General features: G+C 31.4%; 20 protein-coding genes and 1 other RNA gene. 7 read left to right on the forward strand and 14 right to left on the reverse strand.

The window, feature by feature from the left end; translation table 11 throughout:
* Positions 1-7: 7 nt before the first annotated feature.
* Together ACSVH2_RS07185 and ACSVH2_RS07190 are read right to left on the reverse strand one after the other, a co-directional pair.
* Entirely contained in the window at positions 8-2752 is a 2745-nt protein-coding gene (locus ACSVH2_RS07185) for a histidine kinase (RefSeq protein WP_438092485.1), read from the reverse strand.
* A gap of 90 nt (positions 2753-2842) precedes the next feature.
* Positions 2843-4045, reverse strand: coding sequence for an NAD(P)-dependent oxidoreductase (locus ACSVH2_RS07190; protein ID WP_438092486.1), 1203 nt, complete (start codon positions 4043-4045; stop codon positions 2843-2845).
* Positions 4046-4201: 156 nt separating this feature from the next.
* Here ACSVH2_RS07190 and ACSVH2_RS07195 point away from each other — a divergent pair, with 156 nt between their 5' ends.
* A complete protein-coding gene (locus tag ACSVH2_RS07195; protein WP_438092487.1) occupies positions 4202-5404 on the forward strand; it encodes a serine hydrolase domain-containing protein in 1203 nt (400 codons plus the stop codon).
* 101 nt (positions 5405-5505) lie between these two features.
* Positions 5506-5904: a transfer-messenger RNA gene (gene ssrA, locus ACSVH2_RS07200) on the forward strand.
* A 149-nt stretch (positions 5905-6053) separates the two neighbouring features.
* On the opposite strand, the gene ACSVH2_RS07205 is transcribed toward ssrA, so the two are convergent.
* The 6 genes from ACSVH2_RS07205 to ACSVH2_RS07230 all read right to left on the reverse strand — a co-directional run bounded on the left by ACSVH2_RS07205 (position 6054) and on the right by ACSVH2_RS07230 (position 10622).
* Entirely contained in the window at positions 6054-6314 is a 261-nt protein-coding gene (locus ACSVH2_RS07205) for a hypothetical protein (protein ID WP_438092488.1), read from the reverse strand.
* Positions 6315-6578 carry a hypothetical protein gene (locus ACSVH2_RS07210; RefSeq protein WP_438092489.1) on the reverse strand — a complete coding sequence of 88 codons (264 nt, stop codon included), beginning with the start codon at positions 6576-6578 and terminating at the stop codon, positions 6315-6317.
* A 23-nt stretch (positions 6579-6601) separates the two neighbouring features.
* The gene (locus ACSVH2_RS07215) at positions 6602-7126 is read right to left on the reverse strand and encodes a hypothetical protein (protein ID WP_438092490.1); all 525 of its coding nucleotides are present in this window, start codon (positions 7124-7126) and stop codon (positions 6602-6604) included.
* Between the two features lie 255 nt (positions 7127-7381).
* Complete coding sequence (locus ACSVH2_RS07220; RefSeq protein WP_438092491.1) at positions 7382-7606, reverse strand: hypothetical protein; 225 nt, start codon at positions 7604-7606, stop codon at positions 7382-7384.
* Positions 7607-7931: 325 nt separating this feature from the next.
* A complete protein-coding gene (locus tag ACSVH2_RS07225; RefSeq protein ID WP_438092492.1) occupies positions 7932-10343 on the reverse strand; it encodes a hypothetical protein in 2412 nt (803 codons plus the stop codon).
* A 9-nt stretch (positions 10344-10352) separates the two neighbouring features.
* Positions 10353-10622, reverse strand: coding sequence for an excisionase family DNA-binding protein (locus tag ACSVH2_RS07230; protein WP_438092493.1), 270 nt, complete (start codon positions 10620-10622; stop codon positions 10353-10355).
* 165 nt (positions 10623-10787) lie between these two features.
* Between ACSVH2_RS07230 and ACSVH2_RS07235 the strand changes: the two genes are divergently transcribed.
* Entirely contained in the window at positions 10788-11225 is a 438-nt protein-coding gene (locus ACSVH2_RS07235) for a hypothetical protein (protein ID WP_438092494.1), read from the forward strand.
* Here the strand turns inward: ACSVH2_RS07235 and ACSVH2_RS07240 are convergent.
* A complete protein-coding gene (locus tag ACSVH2_RS07240; RefSeq protein ID WP_438092495.1) occupies positions 11211-12467 on the reverse strand; it encodes a tyrosine-type recombinase/integrase in 1257 nt (418 codons plus the stop codon). The genes ACSVH2_RS07235 and ACSVH2_RS07240 overlap by 15 nt on opposite strands.
* 269 nt (positions 12468-12736) lie before the next feature.
* Entirely contained in the window at positions 12737-13237 is a 501-nt protein-coding gene (locus tag ACSVH2_RS07245) for a hypothetical protein (protein WP_438092496.1), read from the reverse strand.
* An 89-nt stretch (positions 13238-13326) separates the two neighbouring features.
* Between ACSVH2_RS07245 and ACSVH2_RS07250 the strand changes: the two genes are divergently transcribed.
* Positions 13327-13473: a hypothetical protein gene (locus tag ACSVH2_RS07250; RefSeq protein WP_438092497.1), complete on the forward strand. Its 147-nt coding sequence runs from the start codon at positions 13327-13329 to the stop codon at positions 13471-13473.
* A gap of 95 nt (positions 13474-13568) precedes the next feature.
* Here ACSVH2_RS07250 and ACSVH2_RS07255 read toward each other — a convergent pair whose 3' ends face one another.
* Positions 13569-13727 carry a hypothetical protein gene (locus tag ACSVH2_RS07255; protein WP_438092498.1) on the reverse strand — a complete coding sequence of 53 codons (159 nt, stop codon included), beginning with the start codon at positions 13725-13727 and terminating at the stop codon, positions 13569-13571.
* Positions 13705-14181, reverse strand: coding sequence for a hypothetical protein (locus ACSVH2_RS07260; protein WP_438092499.1), 477 nt, complete (start codon positions 14179-14181; stop codon positions 13705-13707). Before ACSVH2_RS07260 ends, ACSVH2_RS07255 begins: the two co-directional genes overlap by 23 nt.
* A 543-nt stretch (positions 14182-14724) precedes the next feature.
* Here ACSVH2_RS07260 and ACSVH2_RS07265 point away from each other — a divergent pair.
* Positions 14725-16587: a mucoidy inhibitor MuiA family protein gene (locus tag ACSVH2_RS07265; RefSeq protein WP_438092500.1), complete on the forward strand. Its 1863-nt coding sequence runs from the start codon at positions 14725-14727 to the stop codon at positions 16585-16587.
* 106 nt (positions 16588-16693) lie between these two features.
* Here ACSVH2_RS07265 and ACSVH2_RS07270 read toward each other — a convergent pair whose 3' ends face one another.
* Both ACSVH2_RS07270 and ACSVH2_RS07275 read right to left on the reverse strand, forming a co-directional pair.
* Positions 16694-17404 carry a transposase gene (locus tag ACSVH2_RS07270; protein WP_438092501.1) on the reverse strand — a complete coding sequence of 237 codons (711 nt, stop codon included), beginning with the start codon at positions 17402-17404 and terminating at the stop codon, positions 16694-16696.
* Positions 17405-17499: 95 nt separating this feature from the next.
* On the reverse strand, positions 17500-20925 hold the full coding sequence (locus ACSVH2_RS07275) for a methylmalonyl-CoA mutase family protein (protein ID WP_438092502.1): 3426 nt from the start codon (positions 20923-20925) through the stop codon (positions 17500-17502).
* A gap of 165 nt (positions 20926-21090) precedes the next feature.
* Here ACSVH2_RS07275 and purU point away from each other — a divergent pair, with 165 nt between their 5' ends.
* Together purU and ACSVH2_RS07285 are read left to right on the forward strand one after the other, a co-directional pair.
* Positions 21091-21945: a formyltetrahydrofolate deformylase gene (gene purU, locus ACSVH2_RS07280; protein ID WP_438092503.1), complete on the forward strand. Its 855-nt coding sequence runs from the start codon at positions 21091-21093 to the stop codon at positions 21943-21945.
* A gap of 49 nt (positions 21946-21994) precedes the next feature.
* On the forward strand, positions 21995-22714 hold the full coding sequence (locus ACSVH2_RS07285) for a DUF4197 domain-containing protein (protein ID WP_438092504.1): 720 nt from the start codon (positions 21995-21997) through the stop codon (positions 22712-22714).
* Position 22715: the final 1 nt, after the last annotated feature.

The raw sequence follows: 22715 nt of genomic DNA on the forward strand, positions 1-22715 counted from the left end.
AATAATTTTATGTGTTAATCATAAATTTAGACAAACTATCATCTGGAGATAATCCAATTTTTTTTCGCAATCTATAGCGATGAAGCTCTACGCCTCTGAAAGAAATATTCATTAACGGAGCAATTTCTTTTGAAGAAAGATTCATTTTGAGATAAATGCATAATTTAATATCCTTTGAAGTTAGAATTGGATATTTCTTTGATAAACGTTGCACGAAATCTTCATTGCTTTGAAGTAAATTTTTCTCAAAACTTTCCCATTCATTCTTATTGATAGCATTTATTTTAATTGCTTTTTTAATGCTACTTCTCAAGTTGCTAATATCATTTTCTCGTTCTAACGCTTTTAAAATACTTTCAATCATTTCTGATTGTTTTGCAATAGATAAAGACTTTCCTGCCACTTCAGATGCTTTTGCTTGAATTTGAACCTCAAGGATATGTTTTTCATATTCTTGCAATTTTAATTTATTCTGAGCATCCATTTCCAACTGAATAATTTCCTTTTGATGTTTTAATTCCTCTTCTTTTAATTTTAATTTTTCTACGTATCTTATTTTATTCCATTTATAATACAAATAAAAGATACCTGAAATAATTAAGAAGTATATCAAAACCATCCAAGCAGAAAAATACCAAGGTTTATCGACACTAAATTGATAGTCATCTAAGAAAACATAATTTTCTCCATCATGATAATAAACCTTTAATTTCTGTTTTCCACTAGAAAAATTATTTAAAATTATAGTTCCATTCTTGATTGGTGTGTAATCATTCGAGTCATTCAATTTATAAAACAATCCGAGATGATTGTATCCATAAAACTCGGAAATAATATCAATTTCTATAGACTGATTGTACTGTATTGAAGTATTTTCATCGATAATCTTACTTTGATAAAAACCTTCAATTGAAATATTTTGTTTTTTAATTTTGTTATTATTCAAATAAAAAGAAAAGAATCCATCATCTAGATTCATCATCAACTTGTTGCCATCAATGAAAACTTTCGTATCCTGATTGATTATCTTTCCTTCATAATATTTCTCTGGAATCAACTCCCAAATGAATTTATTACCAACCTGATGTATAATGTAGAGTAGTTTATCTTTTAGTACAATGAAATTTGAAGTGTTTACTGGTATAATCTCAGAAATGTTGGCGAAATTTTTATTAAATATTTCATTTCTTTCCAGCTTGTTTGAGATACTATTAAAATTATACCAAATACCATTGATGAAAAACAATATCTCATTCTTAAAATCAAAAATCTTTACGCCATAATCATTCACTATTTTGTTTTGTTGCGTAATGTTTTCCACTTTATTTACTTCATACAAGTTGTTGAATGTAATCCGGTACAAACTCCTGTAATTGTCCACAGCCCATAATTCTTTTGGGCGATTTTGAGCTATATTTTTAATTGGTTTGGTTAAATTTCCAATTATACTATATCGTGTCAAATCTATTGGTGCATTGTATAAAATAATTCCCGAATAATTGGCTTGAAAATATTTATTATCAAAATCACTTTCTTGAAACTTCCATCCACCACTAATGGAATTTACTTTTTGCAACGAACCATTTTCATATATAAAAGTCCCATCATTGTGACCAATGATGTATTTTGTACCAATTTTATGAATATCCCAAACTTGCCCTTGCGAATTAGGAAGCAACTGCAATTTTTTATTTTGGTACTTAAAAACACCGTGATTAGAACCCAACAAATAACCATTATCTAAAGAAGCCATTGTATAGACTGAGCCCAAAACACCCGTATTGTCTGAAAAAATATTGTAAGGCGAATTGATTTCGATATGCGATATACCATTGTCTAAACCCAGCCATAAATCATTTTCTTTATCAAATCCAATGCATAAAACCGAATTGTTTTTCAAGGAATTATTACGATTGATATTCTTAAAACTATTCATCTTTAAATCAACGATATATAATCCCTGAAAAGCAGTTCCAATAGCCAATCTATCTTTATCAATAAATTTAGCGGTGATGATTATTTCTTTCTTTAAAACGGCATTCAATGGATTTTGCCAAGGCACAAGTTTACCATTTTCTTCAACGAAAACTCCGTTTTTTTGGGTGAAAATATAGTTTGAATTATTATTCTTTGCAATGGCATGTATAATAGTATTTTCTAAACCTTGCCATTTATCAATTTTACTAAATTTTTTATTCTGATATAAATAAACCCCGTTTCTGACTGATGCAGCATATATTTTATTGTCTACTACAAAACAATAGGAAATTTGAAATGGAATTCTAACCTTCTGTATATCATTATTTTTATAGATAAAAAGTTCATTGAAAGATTGAAAATAAATAGCATCATCATGCTTAAAAATTTTCCAAATCTCTTCATTAATAGAAACTCCGGAAAAGAGATTTCTATTTTTGGATAATGATGAATAAATCATTTTTCCATTTATTCTTCTCCAATAACCAAATTCATTGTATGAACCACAATAAACTCGGTCTCCATCAACAAAAACAGAACGTATTATTGTTTTATTTGGTAAATCATATTTTTCCCATCTAACACCATTATACCTTAGAAAATAATGATTATTAGCAAAATAAAAAGCGTTGTCATTTCCTTGAGCAATGCTCCACACTTGATTGTCACCCGAATAATTTGACTTGGTGAAATTTTCAACAAAAGGAAGCTGTTCTTGAGATTGAACAGTAATAAAAACAAGTAGTAAAGAAAAATTAATAAATATCTTTTTCACCGAATTAAAAATTATAATTCAAATGTAAAAAAGATATTGTAGAAAAGCTTCATTTTAAAAGAAACATGAAAAAATGCCCTTCAAATTAAATTACTTTCCATCAACATAATCCTGAAGGTACTCAAAACGAGGCGTTAGTTTACCGTTTTCAGTCATCTTGGATCTGGCAAGAATTCCGTCTTTATCATTGTTGAAAAAAGCTGGAATTACATGTTTCATAAACATTTCACCAAAACCTTCACTAGCATCTTTGGGTAATTCACAGGGTAAATTATCAACAGCCATTACCATTATTGATCCTGGATGTGTATAAGGAACTTCTTTATTCTCACTAGGCAAATAACCATAAAAAGGTTCTGCAATAGTTGACGCTCTCATTGTACATGCTATTGGCCCATCAACATCACAAGAAATATCAGCAACTACTTTTATTTTACAATTGGGTGACTGCAACATTTCTTTTGTTAAAATATCGGGAGCATTATTCCCGTGAAAATGTCCCGCCATAAAAATATCTGCTGCGTTGGCAAAACGTCCAAAATTGGAAGTATAATCTTGAGGATTTTTATAAAAATCGTTATTATCTATAACTTTTCCATCCAAACGTTTGTTGTAATCCAAAACATCGATTTGAGTATAAACCGGTTGTGAATATATTTTGTTCAAAAAATCTTCTGTAGAAACTTGTTTGATTTTCATACCGTCAAGAATCTCTTTAGCGCCCATTCCTACTTTTCCATAACCGGTTAAAACAATTTTGATATTGGGTAGAATTTGTCTTTTCAATCGAATGATTAAGTCCTCTTTGCTTTTAAGTGATTCGGCTTTGGGCAAATTATATAAATCATATTTAATCCCAAAAGCTCTAAAACCATTATAAGCTCCTACAATTCCGGCATAACGACCAAAACCTATTAAGCGTTTATTATCACTGTCGACTATAGTTTCATGATCATACAATTCAATGTTTTTAGCAAGGACAGCTTGTAATAATTTTCGATTATGAGATTGCTTTTTGATAGTATGCGAAAAGAAAAAATATTTTTTATTAGGAATTAATGCATCAACTGGAATTTCTTTTACTCCAAAAAATACATCACAATCTGATATATCACTAGACACTTCAATACCTAATGTTGAATAATCTTCATCACTAAAAACTCTAATATCTGAAGACTCTACTTTTACATTTGCCTCAGGATGTTCTTGCTGCAAACGGACTAATTCTTCAGGTGTGAAAACTACTCTTCTGTCTGGCGGATTTTTTCTTTCTTTAACTATTCCAAATTTCATCATTCCAATTTTTATTGCACCAAAAGTAGCAGTAACGAAATCGATTTCAAAGCTTTTATCAAAAATAAAATTGTGAAAAACCTGTTGATAGCTTTATGCAAATATTGCTTTACCTTTTGTATGAATATTTATATTTGTTGCTCAACTATTTCAAAAATGATATTAAAAATTTCCCAACATAAAATCTTAGTTCTATTACTGCTTATTGTAACTGTATCGTGTTCAAAACAAGAAAAAACAGATGATGGCATTATAAAAATTAATGATAAAGGAATTCCCGTTATGCAACCCTTGCAAGAAGAATTGCCATTACTCTCTACTGCTTTTATAAATGACAAAAAATTTAGTATTTCAAGATATTTTGAAAAAACATGGTCCGAAAGAAACGATAATGTTAGTTTTCTGGTTGCTAAAAATGGTCAGATAATTTATGAAAATTACATGGGGTTTGCCAACAAAAGTACCGATGAGAAAATCACCAAAGACACTCCGCTTCACATAGCATCGGTAAGCAAAGTGATTACAGCAACAGCTATTCTGATGTTGATTGATGCTAAAAAAATCAAACTTGACCAAAAAGTAGTTACCCTAATTAAAAACTTTCCTTATCCCGATGTTACTATTCAAACGCTTTTAAATCATAGAAGTGGTATGAAAAATTATGCCTATTTCACTTATGAAAATAACAACTGGGATAAGAAAAAACTACTCACCAATGAAGATATCATAAAGGTTATGGTAGAAAAAGAAATTCCACTAGAAACAAAAACCGACACAAGATTTAGCTATTGCAATACCAATTATGCCGTTTTAGCATTGATTGTAGAAAAAATTACCAAGTTAAAGTTTCCAGTGGCTCTCAAAGAAATGATTTTTGCACCACTAGGTATGACCAATACGCATGTATGTGATTTTGAAAAAGACAGCCAAAATATTGTCCCATCTTATAAAGGAAATAACGTGGAGATTGGAACAGATTACCTCGATGGAATTTATGGTGACAAAAATATTTATTCCACTCCAAGAGACTTATTAAAATTTGATAAAGCGCGTTATGCTCCATTTTTTCTTAATCCAGAATTGCTAAAAAAAGTGTATAAAGGATACAGCTATGAAAGTAAAGGCACTAGAAATTATGGTCTTGGTGTCAGAATAATTGAATTTGAAAAAGGCGAACCTTTTTATTATCACAACGGATGGTGGCACGGCAACACTTCTTCTCTAATAACCTTAAGAAAAGAAAAAGTTACCATGATAGTTTTGTCCAATAAGTTTACCAAAAAAACATACCAAACAAAAAAACTCTCTAGTTTGTTCGGTGATTATCCATTCAAATTGAATGACAACAGCGACGAATAAAATTGCTTCCCATTTAAAATACTTGACATAGCCTTCAAAATAGCATATCTTTGCAAAAGTTTTATATCTGAAATTATATATCAAATATTTAATATTTTATTGGGGTCGACTGGTTTTGACAGCAAGTCGAATTGAACAGTAAGCACGTCGAGCATTGTACTTTTTTGCTCGTAAATCCAAAGGTACAAAAACATAAACGGCGAAGGAAACTACGCTCTTGCTGCATAATCTGAATTAAAGTAAGATTAGCCTCGTCCTACAAGGTAGGAAAGCAGGATTTACCTCGAAAGCTTTGGTTTGTGGCGGTCGATAAAGGTAAATCGTAAATACGAACCTAAGAACAGTTGCGCTTTGGGACTGTTACGAAAATTTAAGAAGATAAGTGTTTTGTGGCTGTTTCTGGCCTAGCAAAATGACGAAAACCCAATCAGGAAATAAGCGTGTAGAAAGCTCTTTAGTTGCTTGTTTGGACCCGAGTTCGATTCTCGGCGACTCCACTTTTAACCCTATAAGTATTTGATTTATAGGGTTTTATTTTTTCAGTTGCCATTTTAGTTGCCAATTAGGGTGTTTATAATTATTACTTAAAAGAAAAAAGCACCTCATCCCTGAAGTACTTTAATCGCAAAAAACTAATAAATGAGTAAAATTAGTTTTTTGCTTTGAAAATATCTTTAATGTTAACATCCAATTCTAATTGGCCTAAAAAGATAGGTCTTTCAAATTGTCCGTTATTGCAAAAGGTGTTAATATGATATTCGGTTTCTTTGATTAAATTCTCTTTTGTCATTTCAAAAATTACTAATACTTTAAGACACTTACATACTATTTGAGTAGCTTGTTTTACTGTTACATCCCCACGTTTGATGAACTCCAATAAATCCGTATAGTTGTTAATTTCAATTTTCATTTAGCTAAATTCAAATATTATTGGTTCAAATCTATTGTTTGGTTCTACTGTTAATTCAGTAGCTTTCAATGTAGGTACTACAAATTTTGATAGTTCAATTATCATTTTTAAACGTTGCAAAGGTTCTAAACTATTCAAATCCGCATCCAGCGTATCTAAATTATTTGATACAAGTAAAGAAAACGCATCCCGAATTTCTGCAGTCGTTTTATTTACTGCTCCTTTGGTTCTGCCTCCAAATTTTTGTCCCGTTGTGTTTGCCATTTTATAAACTATTGAAAACTATTTTAGTTTGCGAAGTAACTCGGATTGATATTAACATCATAACCTTGAATGTTAACTCTGTCAGTTCCCAATGCTCTCAATAAATGCAGTCCGTTTTGGTGTCTATCTACTATTTTAAAAGTGTCTATAATGGTTTTGATATTGTTATACTCATCCGCTTTTGCTGGGTTTAGATAAACATAGAAATCCGCTTCGGTTTTATCTAATTCAATCGCACCGTTAACCAGCTTTGTAGGTAACTTGCAAAGAAGTAATTTAGCTTGTGCCTCTATAATTGGTTTAATATCAATCTTTATCATATTTAAAGTAACATCCAATTCAAGGCCTAACTCAAACGGTTTTGGATAAGCTTGTTTGATTGCCTCAATAGAATAGCTTTGCATATCATTATAGAAAGCATCGTTAATAGGTTGTTTTGTTATTTGCTCTAAATGTTCTTTTGCCTTGCGATATATTTCAGCATACTTAAACACTTCATTTTTTTGAGTAATATGCTTTAACTCATCATAGTAAATTTTAGTTTTCATTTATTATCTTTTTTATTGATTGTCTTATCGTTTTACTCAAAGTTTGCTTTTTTCTATTACTGATATAAATTAACTTTGCTTTATCCAATGCACTCAATCTGATTGTTATTAATTCCATTGTCTTACATTTTAACTATTCAAATGTAATAAACATTTCTTATACAAAAAAGTATTTTTATAGATTTTATTTATTATCTTTGATATAAGTAAATTGGTCTTTGCTTTGGGGGTTGACTGGATGTCAGCTCCCTTTTTTTATAGTAGCATCAAATCAATTTGCTTTAATACTTTATTGACAAACAAATAATTCATTTCGTTTTCGTTTTCAGCTAAATATAATATTCGTTTTTTTACATAGTTTTCTGAATACCTTTCTAATTGTACAATGTTTTTATACTCTTTTAAATATTCAATTTTTGCTACCAATCCCAAAATATTAATAACTTCTTTCGCTCTTTTTACTGTTATATCTGATTTCATTTTATACTATTTTTTTAAATTCATTTTTAGATTTCTAAGTGTAACAAGTGTAATGCTATTACAGTTGGAATTACACTTGGAAAAGCTTGTTAAGTATCTATTTTATTGATTTTGTTTATCTTTATTACACTTGTTACAGTTAAAATTTAATACTAAAATAAAAGATGATATTTTATTCTATAAAAAAAAATGACTTTTGAATTCTGCAATAGTAATTATGTGTAACAAGTGTAATAAAGCAATCTAATAAACTAATTATCAATAACTTAAAACCTAATTTATTTGTAATTCTATGTGTGTAGCTATTACACTTGTTACACATAAACTACTTAATCCATCGCCTTTTGCCTATTGAATAGCTCCATTCCAGCGATTTACCCTGTCTAATTTGTTCCAAAAACCACGTTTCAATTAGCTTTTTTACGTTTTTACTATGAAAAAAACGTTCATTTCGCATCGGATTATCATATTCTTGGTAGATTTTTAAGAAGTCATTAACCGAAAATGAATCTCTTAAATTAATCAAATCATTAATAATCCTTTCGAATTCCTCGCTCATGGAATTATTATCAAAAGCAACCAAATAATTATCTCTTGTTTTATCGTATGAAATTTGTTTTATACCAAATTGTAAATAAATTGAAACACAATTAAAAATGAATGAATAAAATCTATTCCATTCCTTAACATCCCAATCAGTAAAAAATTCGCAGTTAAAATCATCCTTTGGCGAATGGTGTTGATTGTAGTAATTTGTGAATTTATATTCTAAAAAACGTTTATTAGTTGAAGCGTTCTTTTCATCATACCTAACAACCCAATTTGAAGTTATCATAAATTTTGGCGTTTCTTCAAAAGGGATTAATTCAGCGGTTAAACCTTTTCTTTGGCAATTAATTGCACCTAAAATATTAGTGTATAAATCATCATATTTGAAACCCGCTGGAACATCATCAATAGCATAAACTTTATGTTTTCTTTGTAAATCTGCAAATACATGAGTATAACCAGCATCAAATTCATTACCTCCTTTTAACATTGTGGTGGTTACTTCATTTATAGCTTTGTAAATTAGCGTTTTACCTCTTCGACCATTTCGGTTTTCATCGTTTGCATTTTCATCTGTTAAAATAATACAAGGGTTGTTAATTTGGCTTTTGTGAGAATGACACAAGTAACCAATCATTTTACCAAATTCAAGAAGGGTTCTGAACTTTGTATCATCGTTTTCATTTACGATTGTATCATTATCAGCATTTAAAACCGCCCTTGTTAAAAATTCTTGAAACATTCCAATCTCTTTTGTATATTCAAATTCTCGGGTTTGAATTTTATGTGGTGAAAAGAAACCATTAACCTCTGAATATTCTTTTCTTTTGATTTTAAAAGTATCATCGTCAAAGTAAAAGAAACCATTTTTAAAAGGTAAACCGAAACTGTTTTTAGTATCTGAATAATATTTCAATTCAGTTGGTGGAATAAGCGTATAGGATTGATATATTAAACTATTACATTCACGAGCTATTGTTTCTCTAACTAATTCCGTTTCGTGCTTACATTCGTTTATATTGCTTTCTAAGAAAGAAACTATATCAGTTTTATGATTAAAAAAATCAATTACATTATTTGTATCAACTAATAATTGAATTTTATCATCGGGTGTTGAAATTCTTTTGAACTTTTCTTGTACAAAAAAATTTGCATACATAACTCGAGAAGTTACAACTTCGCCAAATCCATCAAATGAATAAAAATTAATCGTTTCATTTTCAATCGGTGGCTTAATACATTCTTTAATCGCAAATTCAACTATATCAAAATTTAGATTTTTACAGTCAATATCATTAAGCACAAAAACTCCATCATGTAGGCGAACATAATTAACTAATTCATTCTTTTTAACAAATTGGTTTATATATTTCTTTTCGTAGCTTGAAAAGTCTAAAAATGCTTTTCCTTTTTTATTGAAACGTTCATCAGTCAAAACCTTTTTAGCATCATTACCATAAACCACGCTTAATTGATTTCGTAAACTATCAATTTTATTCTTTGGATTTTCTCTATTTGAATTTAAAAGAATAGCAAAAGTTCGCTTATCAATTTTATCATAAATAGTGCTTCTATGGTTTGTATTTAATTCAATATCAATAAAGGTTGGATAAGCCCGTTTTATATCATATTCTTTAACCTTAAAAGGTAATTCGCCACGCATCACGCTTGGTGTTTTGCTTAGTGGGTTGTATTCTCTATTATCGATATACTCAACATTAAAAAGAATATCATCGCTTTTAATATATTCGCCTCTTAACTTCAAAACCATATACAAAACATAGTTTCTGTAAGAAACCAAATTAAAAGGGTTGTAATTTATTCCTTTTGCTTTTGTTTCATCAACTTTGGTGTAATAATCGTTTAGCTTTTCAATATTATTACGAAAGTATTTTAAATCTAATTTTCTCCCCTCTTTTATGTAGCATGAAACATATTTTACATAGTCATTATTTTGCAAAGGATTTTTATTTAAAAATCTAAATGTTTCTAAAAAGCATAAATCTCGTTTTGTGTGAAAATCGGTTTTATTAACCGCATCCGTAAAAGTGAAAGTTTGCTTTGTGCTTTTGCTTAATAATTTCATTCGTATAGAAAACTCGGTTTTCCATTCCAATATTAAATCAATTTGTTTATATTTGCCTTGTGTTACTATCGATAAATCAGGGCTTTGGGTTGTGTTACTCATAGCTCTTTTTTATCTTTTATACTTTAATGATTTCACTTCTTTAAGCCCTTCATCAAATTGTTTTTGGTCGATAAAAATTCTCCTTCCAATTCGTGTTGCTTTAATTTTGCCTTCAATTATCCAATTACGGATTGATAAATCACTTACTCCAGCATATTTTGCTATTTCAGTAACTGAATAAAGTTTTGGCTCTTCTTTGGCCTCTCTGTTTTTAATTTCAAATAACATAGCTTCTATGTTACTTAATCTCGTTTCTAATGCTTCAAATGGATTATTCATTTTAAATAGTTTTTAATAGAAATTGATTATCAACTTCTTTCTAATCATATAAGCGAAAAAACAGTACTTATTTTTTTTTGATTTTTTTATATGTTATTTATAAGTAATTGATATATAAATAAATAAAATCATTATTTTTGCATAAAATTATATACTTAAATCCACTTGAAAAGAATAAATATTAATACAAAAGAGAAATGTTTTAGGGTGTTGTATTCAATGAATACTACCAATTTTGACTGTAAAAAATGTAAAAAAATAGATGGGGATTATTTCTTAAATAGCAACTACGAAAAGATTTGCAGTTCCTGTAAAAAGATACATAGTACTACTAAGAATACTATTTTTGAAAACGTAAGATTTGGGATTGTGAAAGCTATGAATATCGTTTATGATATTCAAACTTCAAAAGAATATTTATCCAGCATAGCTATTTCAAAGAAATATGAAATAACACAAAAAACCGCATGGTTATTTATTAAAAAAATAAATTCAAATAAACGATATATTGATAGGTTGATGAATGTAGAAATTCAAACTAAAAAAAGCATATTTTATAATTATAAGTTCGAAAGAGAAATAATAAAATCATTTAGCTTTTAACAAAGGGATTTCAACATTAAATACTTCATCCATCGCTTCTTTCTTTTCGGGTTCGCTTACTTGGTAATATTGATTTAAGGTTTTCATGTCGTTGTGGCCTGTAATTGAAGCGATTAACTTATCTGATTTGCCTTGTCGTTTCATCATAGTTATAAAGGTTCTCCGAGCGGTGTGAGTCGAAATCCTATCTTTGAAAATCATATCTACTTTTATATTTTCTTTTCCTTTGGTGGTAACCTTTTGCACCTTATTAGTATATTCCAGCTCTTCAAAAACTTCTTTAATATAATCGTTTTGTTTTTGATTTGCTATTAATGGTAGTTGATAATCATACTTCAAAAGAATGTATCTTGAAAGGGCGGTTAATGGTATTTCTCGAGCTTCTTTTGTGGTTTCTTTCTCTTCTTTAAGAATGATAAAATTATCTGTTACATTACTTCTACTAATCAAAGAAAGTTCTCCAAATCGCATCCCTGTAACACATGCGAAAACAAAAACATCCCTTACTTTTTCCAATCTATTGCTTTTGAATTCATGCTTCATTAATTTATTTAAATCCTCAATAGTTAATGCAATTTGATTAGTAATAACTCTATCTACTTTTTTGAACTTTACAAAAGCATCATTATAAGTGTATTTCATATCTTTTGCCCAAAACATAAAAGATTTAAATAAACCTAAATTTCTTGCATAGGTGTTGTTTATATGTCCTAAATCATCCATACAATAACAAGTGAATTCTCTATGGAATGTTTCATCTATTGTACTGAATGTTAATTTATAACTCTTTTTGCTTTCAAAGTTTTTAAGAATGTTTTTTATATTTTCATAGCGTTTTACAGTTGATGGCGACCAATCTTTACCCTTTGTTTTGTATGAAGTAAATTCATCGTATGCTTCAAAGAAAATATTTTTTCCTTTGGGTGTTACTTTAAACTCTTCATCAAAAACCTTTTTTAAAGTTTTCGAAGTAAACTCTTCATTTATCCTTTTGTATAAACTTTCAGTTTCCAGCATCAAATTTGAATACCTATTCATTTGCATTTTAATACTCTCTGCAAACTTGGATTTATTCTTGCCACTTGTGAAAGGTGTTTTGTTTTCTTTATCCCAATTAATAGGATTTATTTTCTCCCCTGTTGAAAAGATAAATTTCTTTTGTTCATTTTTAAAAAAGCATGAAAACAAAATTAAGGTTTCATTTTTTGAGTTCGGTTCTTTGAGTTTAAAACTGTATTTCATATCGTTGCCATTTTAGTTGCCATTTTTGTTATATATCATTATAAAACTAAATGATAACAAAGATAAACATTTCTTTATTAATAGGGCTTAAACCGCATTAAACAGTTATAAACATATTAATAAACAATAAAAAGTGCAATACTCGGCGACTCCACAGTAAACCTTGAAAGTAAAATACTTTCAAGGTTTTTTTTATCATTCCTCATTAAAACTCCAAAAAATCAGACTTTCGTCTGCTTTTAATAATTATATGTGAAAAGAAATTAATTTTAATTCAATTTCTTTATCTTACTTTCATCAATATTGTAAGCTTTCACTACCGCATTATAATCATTATAGTCTAATGAACTGTTTTTACTAAAGTATCCTGGAACTATGACAATTCGAAACGTTTGATTGGTAATAAAACTTGGAGTTAATCCCAAATTATAAGTCCCACCTGCATAGATTGTAAAATCAACACTACTGAAATCAAAATCATAATCTAGTTCACCTTCAGGCAAATATAAAGTTCTTGGAATGGATTGCCATATAGGCGTATTTGAATTAATTAAACCCGTAAGTCTATAAATCAAAACAACATCCGAAGAAAAAATTTGTGGATTAAATGTTTGGTAAATAGTATAACCGTCATTAGGATTATAACCAAAACTTACATTTCTTAACTCAAAAACTTGACTTATAGTATCGTTGTCAATATCGTCATTGGTGGTACAACCTTGTAGCGATATCATCCCGATAAACGCTAAAACTATTGTAATTCTTTTCATGATTTTATAATTTAATGATTGATAATAGTAGTTACTATTCAATTGTTGTGCCAAAAATTACTTTTGCCAAAATTTTGTACTTTTGACCCATGGGAAGAAATAATCCAAGAAATATCAAAGCACATAACGACAAACTTCACAAGGCGCAAGATAAGGAAAAAGCTAAAAAAGCAACGCGTGCCGAACAACTCAAAGCGATTGTGAAAAAGTTTAATGAGAATAAGGCAAAAGAGTAACTAGCCAACATAAAAAAAGTGAACTTTCGTTCACTTTTCCCCTTGAAATAACATTAGTAGGTATCCATTTCAAGTACACAAGACCATGGCAAATCTTATTCTCCATACACTATCTCAGCAATATCGCTGGCTAGCCCTATTTCTATATCGTTAATCACGCCAAATGCTCTAAACTCCCAGTGCTCTGGTTTGTTAGGTTCGGTTAAAACCGGATGAAAATCATACGGACTTTTAGTAGCGCGAGTTAATAGCACCCGCAGGGTTTCCTTTCTGACGTTTGTAGATATTGATGCCATCAACACCTAGTTTTTTGAACCTAATGCGAATGTTTCCACCAAAAAGTTCTGTGAAAATCTCTGCTTTATAGGTTGCAGGGTCAAACTCTGTAGAAGTTCCAATAATACCCAAATCCTGCCCAATGGCTTCAGTGTAATCTTTGGCAGTTTTATGACGTGCTATGTCTAAGCGCAACACACCACCTTCATTAGCAATGGTAGTATCGCGACTATCCACGGCACCTTTTAATAGATTTTTTTGGGTATTGACCAGATTAATACTGTTGATTATGCTTCTGCAAATAGCAACCTCTGCTTCTACTTCCGCTGGGGTCATGCCTAGTTCAGTAGCAAAACTTGGAATTTTTTCAGCATAGTTGAATGCCCATACTAACAACGCCGCATCTTGTTGCGGGAAATACGATTTGTTCATACTTAATAAATTTAATTCGTTACTAATTCTTTTTAAAACTCTGCTGGCAACCGCATGTTTTTTACCACATAGCGGGTTCTTTTCCTAGGAGATTGTACCAAGTAATTATCACTTCATTAAAATTTATTTAGTTATAGACTGCTTTACAACAGTAGGTTATAAATCTATAACGCAAGAATTTTAAAAATTGTATAGGAAGTTTACTAAAAAAGTGTTAAATATTATATTTCTCTCAGTACGCTTGAAAAAATAACCACATTTTTTTTGGTTTACACAGGTATTTTTTTGGTTTAAACTGCATTTTTTTTGGTTTTCACTGCATTTTTTTTGGATTACACCGGTATTTTTTTGGTGCGATGAGGTATTTTTTTGGTTTGAACTGACTATAATTGAGTTTTTGTGGTATTTTTTATATATTAGCGGGAGGGGATTTGATATAACAAACGAAAGGATTCTTGTAATTGGGAAAATTAAAAAATTATTTATTAGTTATCTTTGACTTCTTTGAAACGTATTATTTTAAAAATTAACATTTGATAAGCCATGAAACAGATTATTTTATTCCTACTTTGCTTCTCTTCTACTTTTGCAACAGAACTTAAAACAAAAGCTACTCCAAAAGAAGTCATTGTTTATACTGAAGGCGCACAAATAACTTCTGATGTCGCTATTACCATTCCTAAAGGAAGTAGTATAGTACGAATAACAGATTTATCACAATATATTAGTCAAAACACTATACAAATCAGCGGCTTAAAAGAAGTGTCTATTATTTCCATTGGATTTGATATAGTATTTTATCCAAAAAAAGAAGTTTCCAATAAAGTAAAAGAATTAAAAAAAGAGATATTCAATAAATCAAGAGAAATTGCCGTTTTACAAAGTCAAATAAAAGGACTTGAAGAAGAAGAAAGTATATTAAAAGAAAATAAAAATTTAAGTAGTTCACAACAAGCAGTGAATTTAGAAAAATTGCTACAACATAGTAAACTTTATAGAGATAGAATACCTGTAATTAAAATTGAAATTTTTGATTTAAATAAAAAAATTAGTGATTTGCAAATAGAGTTAAATGCTATGCAACAAGAATTAAATAACACTAATAGTAACATTGATGAACCTAAAGGTGAAATTGTTTTAAAATTAAACAATCCTAACGATGCCGTTGCGTTAAACTTAACAGTCAAATATATTGTTTCTAATGCTGGATGGGTTCCATCCTACGAAATAAAAGCAAAGAATACTAAAGATGCCCTGCAATTTGCATATAAAGCCCAAGTATATCAAAATACAGGTGAAGATTGGAATGATATCAAACTAACCTTATCAACAGGAAATCCAAACTTCAATAATGATAAACCTAAATTAGAAACGCAATACTTAAACTTTATTAATCCCTATACATATAGTGGCAATAAAGATAAAGAAAGTCAAAACTTTGTCTATAACCCAATGGTTAAAGAAGTAACTGGTATTGTTTCAGATAAAACAGGTCCTTTACCTGGTGCAAACATAGTTGTGAAAGGAACCAATATTTCTGCTCAAGCAGATTTTAATGGAAGATATACCATAAAAATTCCTAAAGGAAAAGAACTGGTATATTCTTTTACAGGATATGATAATAAAGTTATCCCAATATATAGTACTAACATGAATGTAGTTTTAATGGATGGAATTAAGTTAGATGAAGTGGTTGTACAAGGATATAGATCTATGCCTTTAGCAATTGATTCTTCCGAAGATATAGAGTCCAAAAAAGAAGAACTAATTACTGGTTCTGGTGATGAAAAAGAAATCATTATGAATACCGTAACATTCAAAATTAAAAAGAACTACAGCATCCCATCGCTTGATACACCATCCATTATTGAGATTGATAACTTTACTATTCCAGCTGAGTTCGAATATTATTCAGCGCCAATATTGAGTGAAAATGTATTCTTAACAGCCAAAGTAAAAGATTGGAACAAATATGATTTGCTGCCTGGCGATGCAAGCATATATACCGAAGGAAGCTACGCAGGCACTACCTATATAGACCCTTATCAAACAGAAGAAGAATTAGTTATTTCAATGGGAGTAGATAGCAATTTGATTATCGAACGTAAACAATTAAATAATACAAAAGATAAATCTTTTCTTGGTGGCACGCGGATAGTAGATCGCAACTATGAAATAACAGTTAGAAACAACAAAGCCAACGACATTATGATGAAAGTTTATGACAGAATTCCAATTAGTGAAAACAAGGAAATAAAAGTAGAAAAAGAAAATATAGACGGTGCAACATTTGACGAAAAAACAGGTATTCTCTACTGGCAGTTACCAATTTCTCCAAAGCAAGTTGCAAAAAAACAACTAGCTTATCAAGTAAAATATCCTAAAAACAAGAAGATAAATTTATAAAACAAAAACCTCATATCACCGTGAGGTTTTCATTTAATATAAATTAACAAAGTCGCCCATAAAGAAAAACTACACACCATTTTTTATAATCCCAAGAAGAAATATGCTAGAAAAATTTATCCTCTTTCCATTTTTCGGGATTATCCCGTATATAATTTTGAATGTTTTCAAAAGAATGGGCATTCCTAATGATGTGATCATGAAAACGGGATTGCCATTCAAAACTGGCATGGGATTTTCGGATTTCAAAAGAACACCTCCCTTTGTACCATCGGATAATTTTGGAAATAGAATCATGGAACATGGGATTTTTATCACCTGCAAAACCCCCGATATTTATTTCATCACCCCGTACAGACGCGATTAATCGCGTCTCTGCCGTATTATCATCATTTTCTGGTGCGATTAATCGTGTATATGGCGAAATATTATCCCGTACAGACGCGATTAATCGCGTCTCTGCCATATTATCATCATTTTCAGTCGCGATTTCATTCTGTACAGACGCGATTAATCGCGTCTCTATCGCAATATCATCATGCAATTTATTTATTATCAAAATCCCATGAACATGATTCGGCATCACCACAAAATTTCCCAATTCCACAAACGGAAAATGATTGGGGATTTCTTTCCAATACTGTTCTGCCAATTCCCCTATTGTGGATAATTGCATGGCTGCATCCTTAATTTCTCCAAAATAATGTGTTCTGTTTTGGGTGCATATGGTAATAAAATAGGCACCATTGGAACCATAATCCCAATTTTGCAATCGTGCGGAAGGAATGCGGTATTTATTTTGGAATTTATCGTTCATACTTACAATTTTACACATGGAAATTTACAATAATATCATGAAACAAAAAAACCTCACATCACTGTGAGGTTTTGAATTATATAAAAATATAACATCTACATGTTTCTGCGGTATTGCCCTCCTACTTCAAACAACGCACTCGTAATTTGTCCTAACGTACACACCTTGGTAGCATCCATTAGTTTTTCAAACATGTTTTGATTGTTGATGGCGGCTTCTTGCAGTATGTTGAGTTGTTCTTCTACACTATTGGCATTGACTTTGTGCAAATTCTCTAAAGTTTGAATTTGGAATTGTTTTTCTTCCTCGGTAGCGCGTATTACTTCAGCCGGTAACACCGTAGGCGAACCTTTGGAACTCAAGAAAGTATTCACCCCAATGATTGGGAATTCACCCGTATGTTTTAGCATTTCATAATACATACTTTCTTCTTGAATTTGGTTGCGTTGGTACATGGTTTCCATAGCGCCAAGCACACCACCACGTTCCGTAATTTTATCAAATTCAAGCAAAACGGCTTCTTCTACCAAGTCGGTTAGTTCTTCAATAATAAACGAACCTTGTATCGGGTTTTCATTTTTGGCTAAGCCCAATTCTTTATTAATAATTAACTGGATTGCCATAGCACGACGCACACTTTCCTCGGTTGGCGTAGTGATGGCTTCATCATAAGCATTGGTATGTAGCGAATTACAGTTGTCATAAATAGCATACAACGCCTGCAACGTAGTACGAATATCGTTAAAGTCTATTTCTTGCGCATGCAACGAACGACCTGATGTTTGAATATGGTATTTCAACATTTGCGCTCTTTCATTGGCGCCATATTTTTGCTTCATGGCTTTTGCCCAAATCTTACGCGCTACTCTTCCAATCACCGCATATTCTGGATCAATACCATTAGAGAAGAAAAACGACAAGTTAGGACCAAAATCGTTGATGTTCATGCCTCGGCTTAAATAATATTCTACATACGTAAAGCCATTTGACAACGTAAATGCCAATTGCGTAATAGGATTGGCTCCAGCTTCGGCAATATGATAACCTGAAATTGAAACCGAATAAAAGTTGCGCACATTTTTTTGAATAAAATATTCCTGTACATCACCCATCAATCGCAACGCAAACTCCGTTGAGAAAATACACGTATTTTGGGCTTGATCTTCTTTCAAAATATCGGCTTGAACAGTTCCACGAACTTGCGATAATGTTTTGTATTTTATATCTTGATACACATCCAACGGTAATACTTGGTCACCAGTTACGCCCAAAAGCATCAAACCTAAACCATTATTCCCTTGTGGTAATTCGCCATTGTATTTTGGACGCTGTAATCCTTTCTTTTTATAGATTTCGTTTATTCTTTCTTCAACCTCAACCTGAAGATTATTTTCAAGTATGTATTTTTCGCAATTCTGGTCGATAGCGGCATTCATAAAGAAACCCAGTAGCATTGGCGCTGGACCATTTATCGTCATCGATACCGAAGTCAACGGATGGCTTAAATCAAAACCAGAATACAATTTTTTGGCATCGTCCAAGCAACAAATAGAAACGCCTGCATTTCCGATTTTTCCATAAATATCAGGGCGCAAATCTGGGTCATTTCCATATAAAGTTACACTATCAAAAGCAGTTGATAATCTTTTGGCAGGCAATCCAGCACTCACATAATGAAAACGTTTGTTAGTTCGTTCTGGTCCGCCTTCTCCTGCAAACATACGCGAAGGATCTTCTCCTTCACGTTTAAAAGGATACAAGCCAGATGTAAACGGAAATTCTCCGGGAACGTTTTCTTGCAAATTCCATTTCAAAATATCTCCCCAAGCTTGGTATTTTGGCAACGCCACTTTAGGGATTTGAGTGTGCGATAAACTTTCGGTATGGGTTTGGATTTTTATTTCCTTGTCGCGTACCTTGAAACTATAAACAAGGTTTTTATATTTGTTGACCTTATCGTTCCAAGTGAGAATAATTTCCCAATTAAACGGATCAAGGTTCATTTTTACGCGATCAAATTCTTTCACCAATAGGTTTAAGAAATCTTTATTATCTTCATTGATATTCAAACTACTAGCGTCAATTCCTGCTCTATCAATTTGGGCTGTTTTTTTACTAACACTTTCAATGGTTTTATAAATACCATATAACTTTTGCGCTACTTCAACTTGCGTTAAAACGGTTTCGTCATACTTGCGGTTGTTCTCTGCAATTTCAGATAAGTAACGCGTTCTATGTGGTGGAATAACGAAAATCTTCTCACTCATTTCACGGGTAATTTCAAAAGTCGATTTCAAATCAGCTCCAGTTACTTCCACTACTTTGTCCATGATTTTCTTGTAGAGCGTATTCATTCCTGGATCATTGAACTGCGAAGCAATCGTACCAAAAACAGGCATTTCATCAGGATTGGTATCCCAAAGGTTATGATTGCGTTGGTATTGTTTTTTTACATCGCGCAATGCATCAAGCGCACCACGTTTGTCAAACTTGTTCAATGCTACTAAATCAGCAAAGTCCAACATATCAATTTTTTCTAATTGTGTTGCTGCACCAAACTCTGGTGTCATCACATACAACGAAACATCAGAATGTTCAATAATTTCAGTATCACTTTGTCCAATACCTGAAGTTTCAAGAATGATAATATCATATTTAGCCGCTTTCAATACTTGAATGGCTTCATTCACATATTTTGACAACGCCAAATTGGATTGACGTGTGGCCAACGAACGCATATACACTCTAGGATTGTTGATAGCGTTCATACGAATTCTATCACCAAGCAAAGCGCCACCAGTTTTACGTTTCGAAGGATCAACCGAAATTAATCCGATAGTTTTTTCTGGGAAATCAATAAGAAATCGTCGCACCAATTCATCCACCAAAGACGATTTTCCAGCACCACCAGTTCCAGTAATTCCCAAAACAGGAATATGTGAAGTTTCATTCTTCGTGTGGATTTTATCTAAAGTTTCTTTAGCTACTTCAGGGAAATTTTCAGCCGAAGAAATCACGCGCGCAATTGCCGTTGGATTTTTTTCTTCCAAATGATTGATTTCACCATTCAAAACATCGCCAACAGGATAATCGGATTGTTTAACCAAATCGTTAATCATGCCTTGCAATCCCATCGCACGACCATCATCTGGAGAATATATTCTTGTAATTCCGTAATCTTGCAATTCTTTTATTTCTGAAGGCAAAATTACACCACCGCCACCACCAAAAATCTTGATGTGTCCTGCGCCTTTTTCCTTCAACAAATCGTGCATGTATTTGAAATACTCATTGTGTCCACCTTGATAGGAAGTCATAGCAATGGCATTCGCATCTTCTTGTATCGCAGTATTCACGACTTCTTCCACACTTCTGTCATGACCAAGGTGAATGACTTCAACTCCAGTCGCTTGAATGATACGACGCATGATATTGATGGCAGCATCGTGACCATCAAAAAGAGAAGCGGCAGTAACAATTCGAACTTTGTTTTTTGGAATATAAGGCGTTTGTGGTTCCATTTTGAGAATATGATAATTTTGAGTGCGCAATTTACGCAATAAATAAAAATTGTTACAACGATTTCGTAGAAAACATAAAAATAATTCAAGCATTTTGTTATCTAAAAAAATACTGTAGTTTTGATAACAATAGGTAAGAAATTCAAAACCATAAACTTGAACTTAATGAAAAAGATAATTATTCTCATTCACTGCAAAGACCAAAAAGGGATTATTGCTACGATAACCAATTATATAGCGCAAAGTAAGGGCAATATTGTTTACCTAGACCAACATGTAGATGCTGATCAAAACGTATTTTTTATGCGATTGGAATGTGAATTTCAAGAAAATGGTTTCACAGTTGAAAGTATTCAAAAAGATTTTGAAACCCAATTTACAAACCAATTTGAAATGTCTTGGGAACTTTATGAAAGTAATCAAAAACCCAAGATGGCATTATTAGTTTCAAAATACGATCACTGTTTGTATGATATTTTATCTCGCTATTGTACCGGAGAACTGCATGTAGAAATTCCTTTAATTTTAAGTAATCATCCAGACTTACAATCCATTGCTACTAGATTTGATATTCCGTTTTATCATGTGCCGTTTACCAAAGAAATTAAAGATGAAGCAGAGAAAAAACAATTAGAAATATTAGCCGCTTATAGCATTGATTTTATTGTTTTGGCGCGGTATATGCAAATCGTTACACCTACTGTAATTCAACATTATAAAAACCGAATTATTAATATTCATCATTCCTTTTTACCTGCTTTTCCAGGTGCAAAACCCTATCATTCTGCCTTTAATCGTGGGGTTAAAATTATTGGTGCAACCAGTCATTATGTTACTGCTGAATTGGATGAAGGTCCAATAATTGAACAAGATATTACACGAGTTTCGCACATTCATTCCATCGATGATTTTATTATGAAAGGAAGAGATTTAGAACGTATGGTACTGGCAAGAGCAATAAAATTACATGCCGAAAGAAAAACGATAGTGTACAATAATAAAACGGTGGTGTTTTCTTAAAAAAATTTATTGGCTTCATTTTTGTTACTCCAAGAAAAAAAACATTTTTATGAAAACATTCCTTTCTCTAACTCTTGCCTTTGTTTTATCCTTCAGCTTTATGGGTTGTGCAGAAATGCAGCAAATGGCTAATCAATTTCCTGAATTAAATACTATTGGTGGCGTAAATATTAGTGCAGGTTTAAAAGAAGCACTCAACAATGGGATTACAAATCAAGTGACAAAACTAACTGCTGTTGATGGTTTTTATAAAAACACGGCTGTAAAAATCTTGATGCCCGATGAATTAAAAAAAGTAGATACGGCTTTGAGAAGAGTAGGATTAAGTTCTCTAGCAGATCAAGGAATTTTGATGCTCAATCGTGCTGCCGAAGATGCTGTAAAAGAGGCAACTCCTATTTTTGTGGATGCAGTAAAAAATATGAGTTTTACCGATGCCAAAAATATCTTGTTGGGTAACGAAAGTGCCGCAACTACGTATTTACAAACCACTACGACAACACAATTGTATGCCAAATTTAATCCTGTAATTAAAAATTCCTTTTCAAAAGTGGGTGCCGATAAAGTATGGACAAGCATTATTACCAAATACAATAGTATTCCGTTGGTTCAAAAAGTGAACCCAGATTTAACGGATTATACTACCAATAAAGCTTTGGAAGGAGTTTTTAAAATGATAGCCATAGAAGAAAAAAATATCCGTACCGATATCAAAGCGAGAACATCACCTTTGTTACAGCAAGTTTTTGCTATGCAGGATAAAAAGTAAA

This window comes from Flavobacterium sp. RSB2_4_14 (genome assembly GCF_051547085.1).
Classification (GTDB): domain Bacteria; phylum Bacteroidota; class Bacteroidia; order Flavobacteriales; family Flavobacteriaceae; genus Flavobacterium.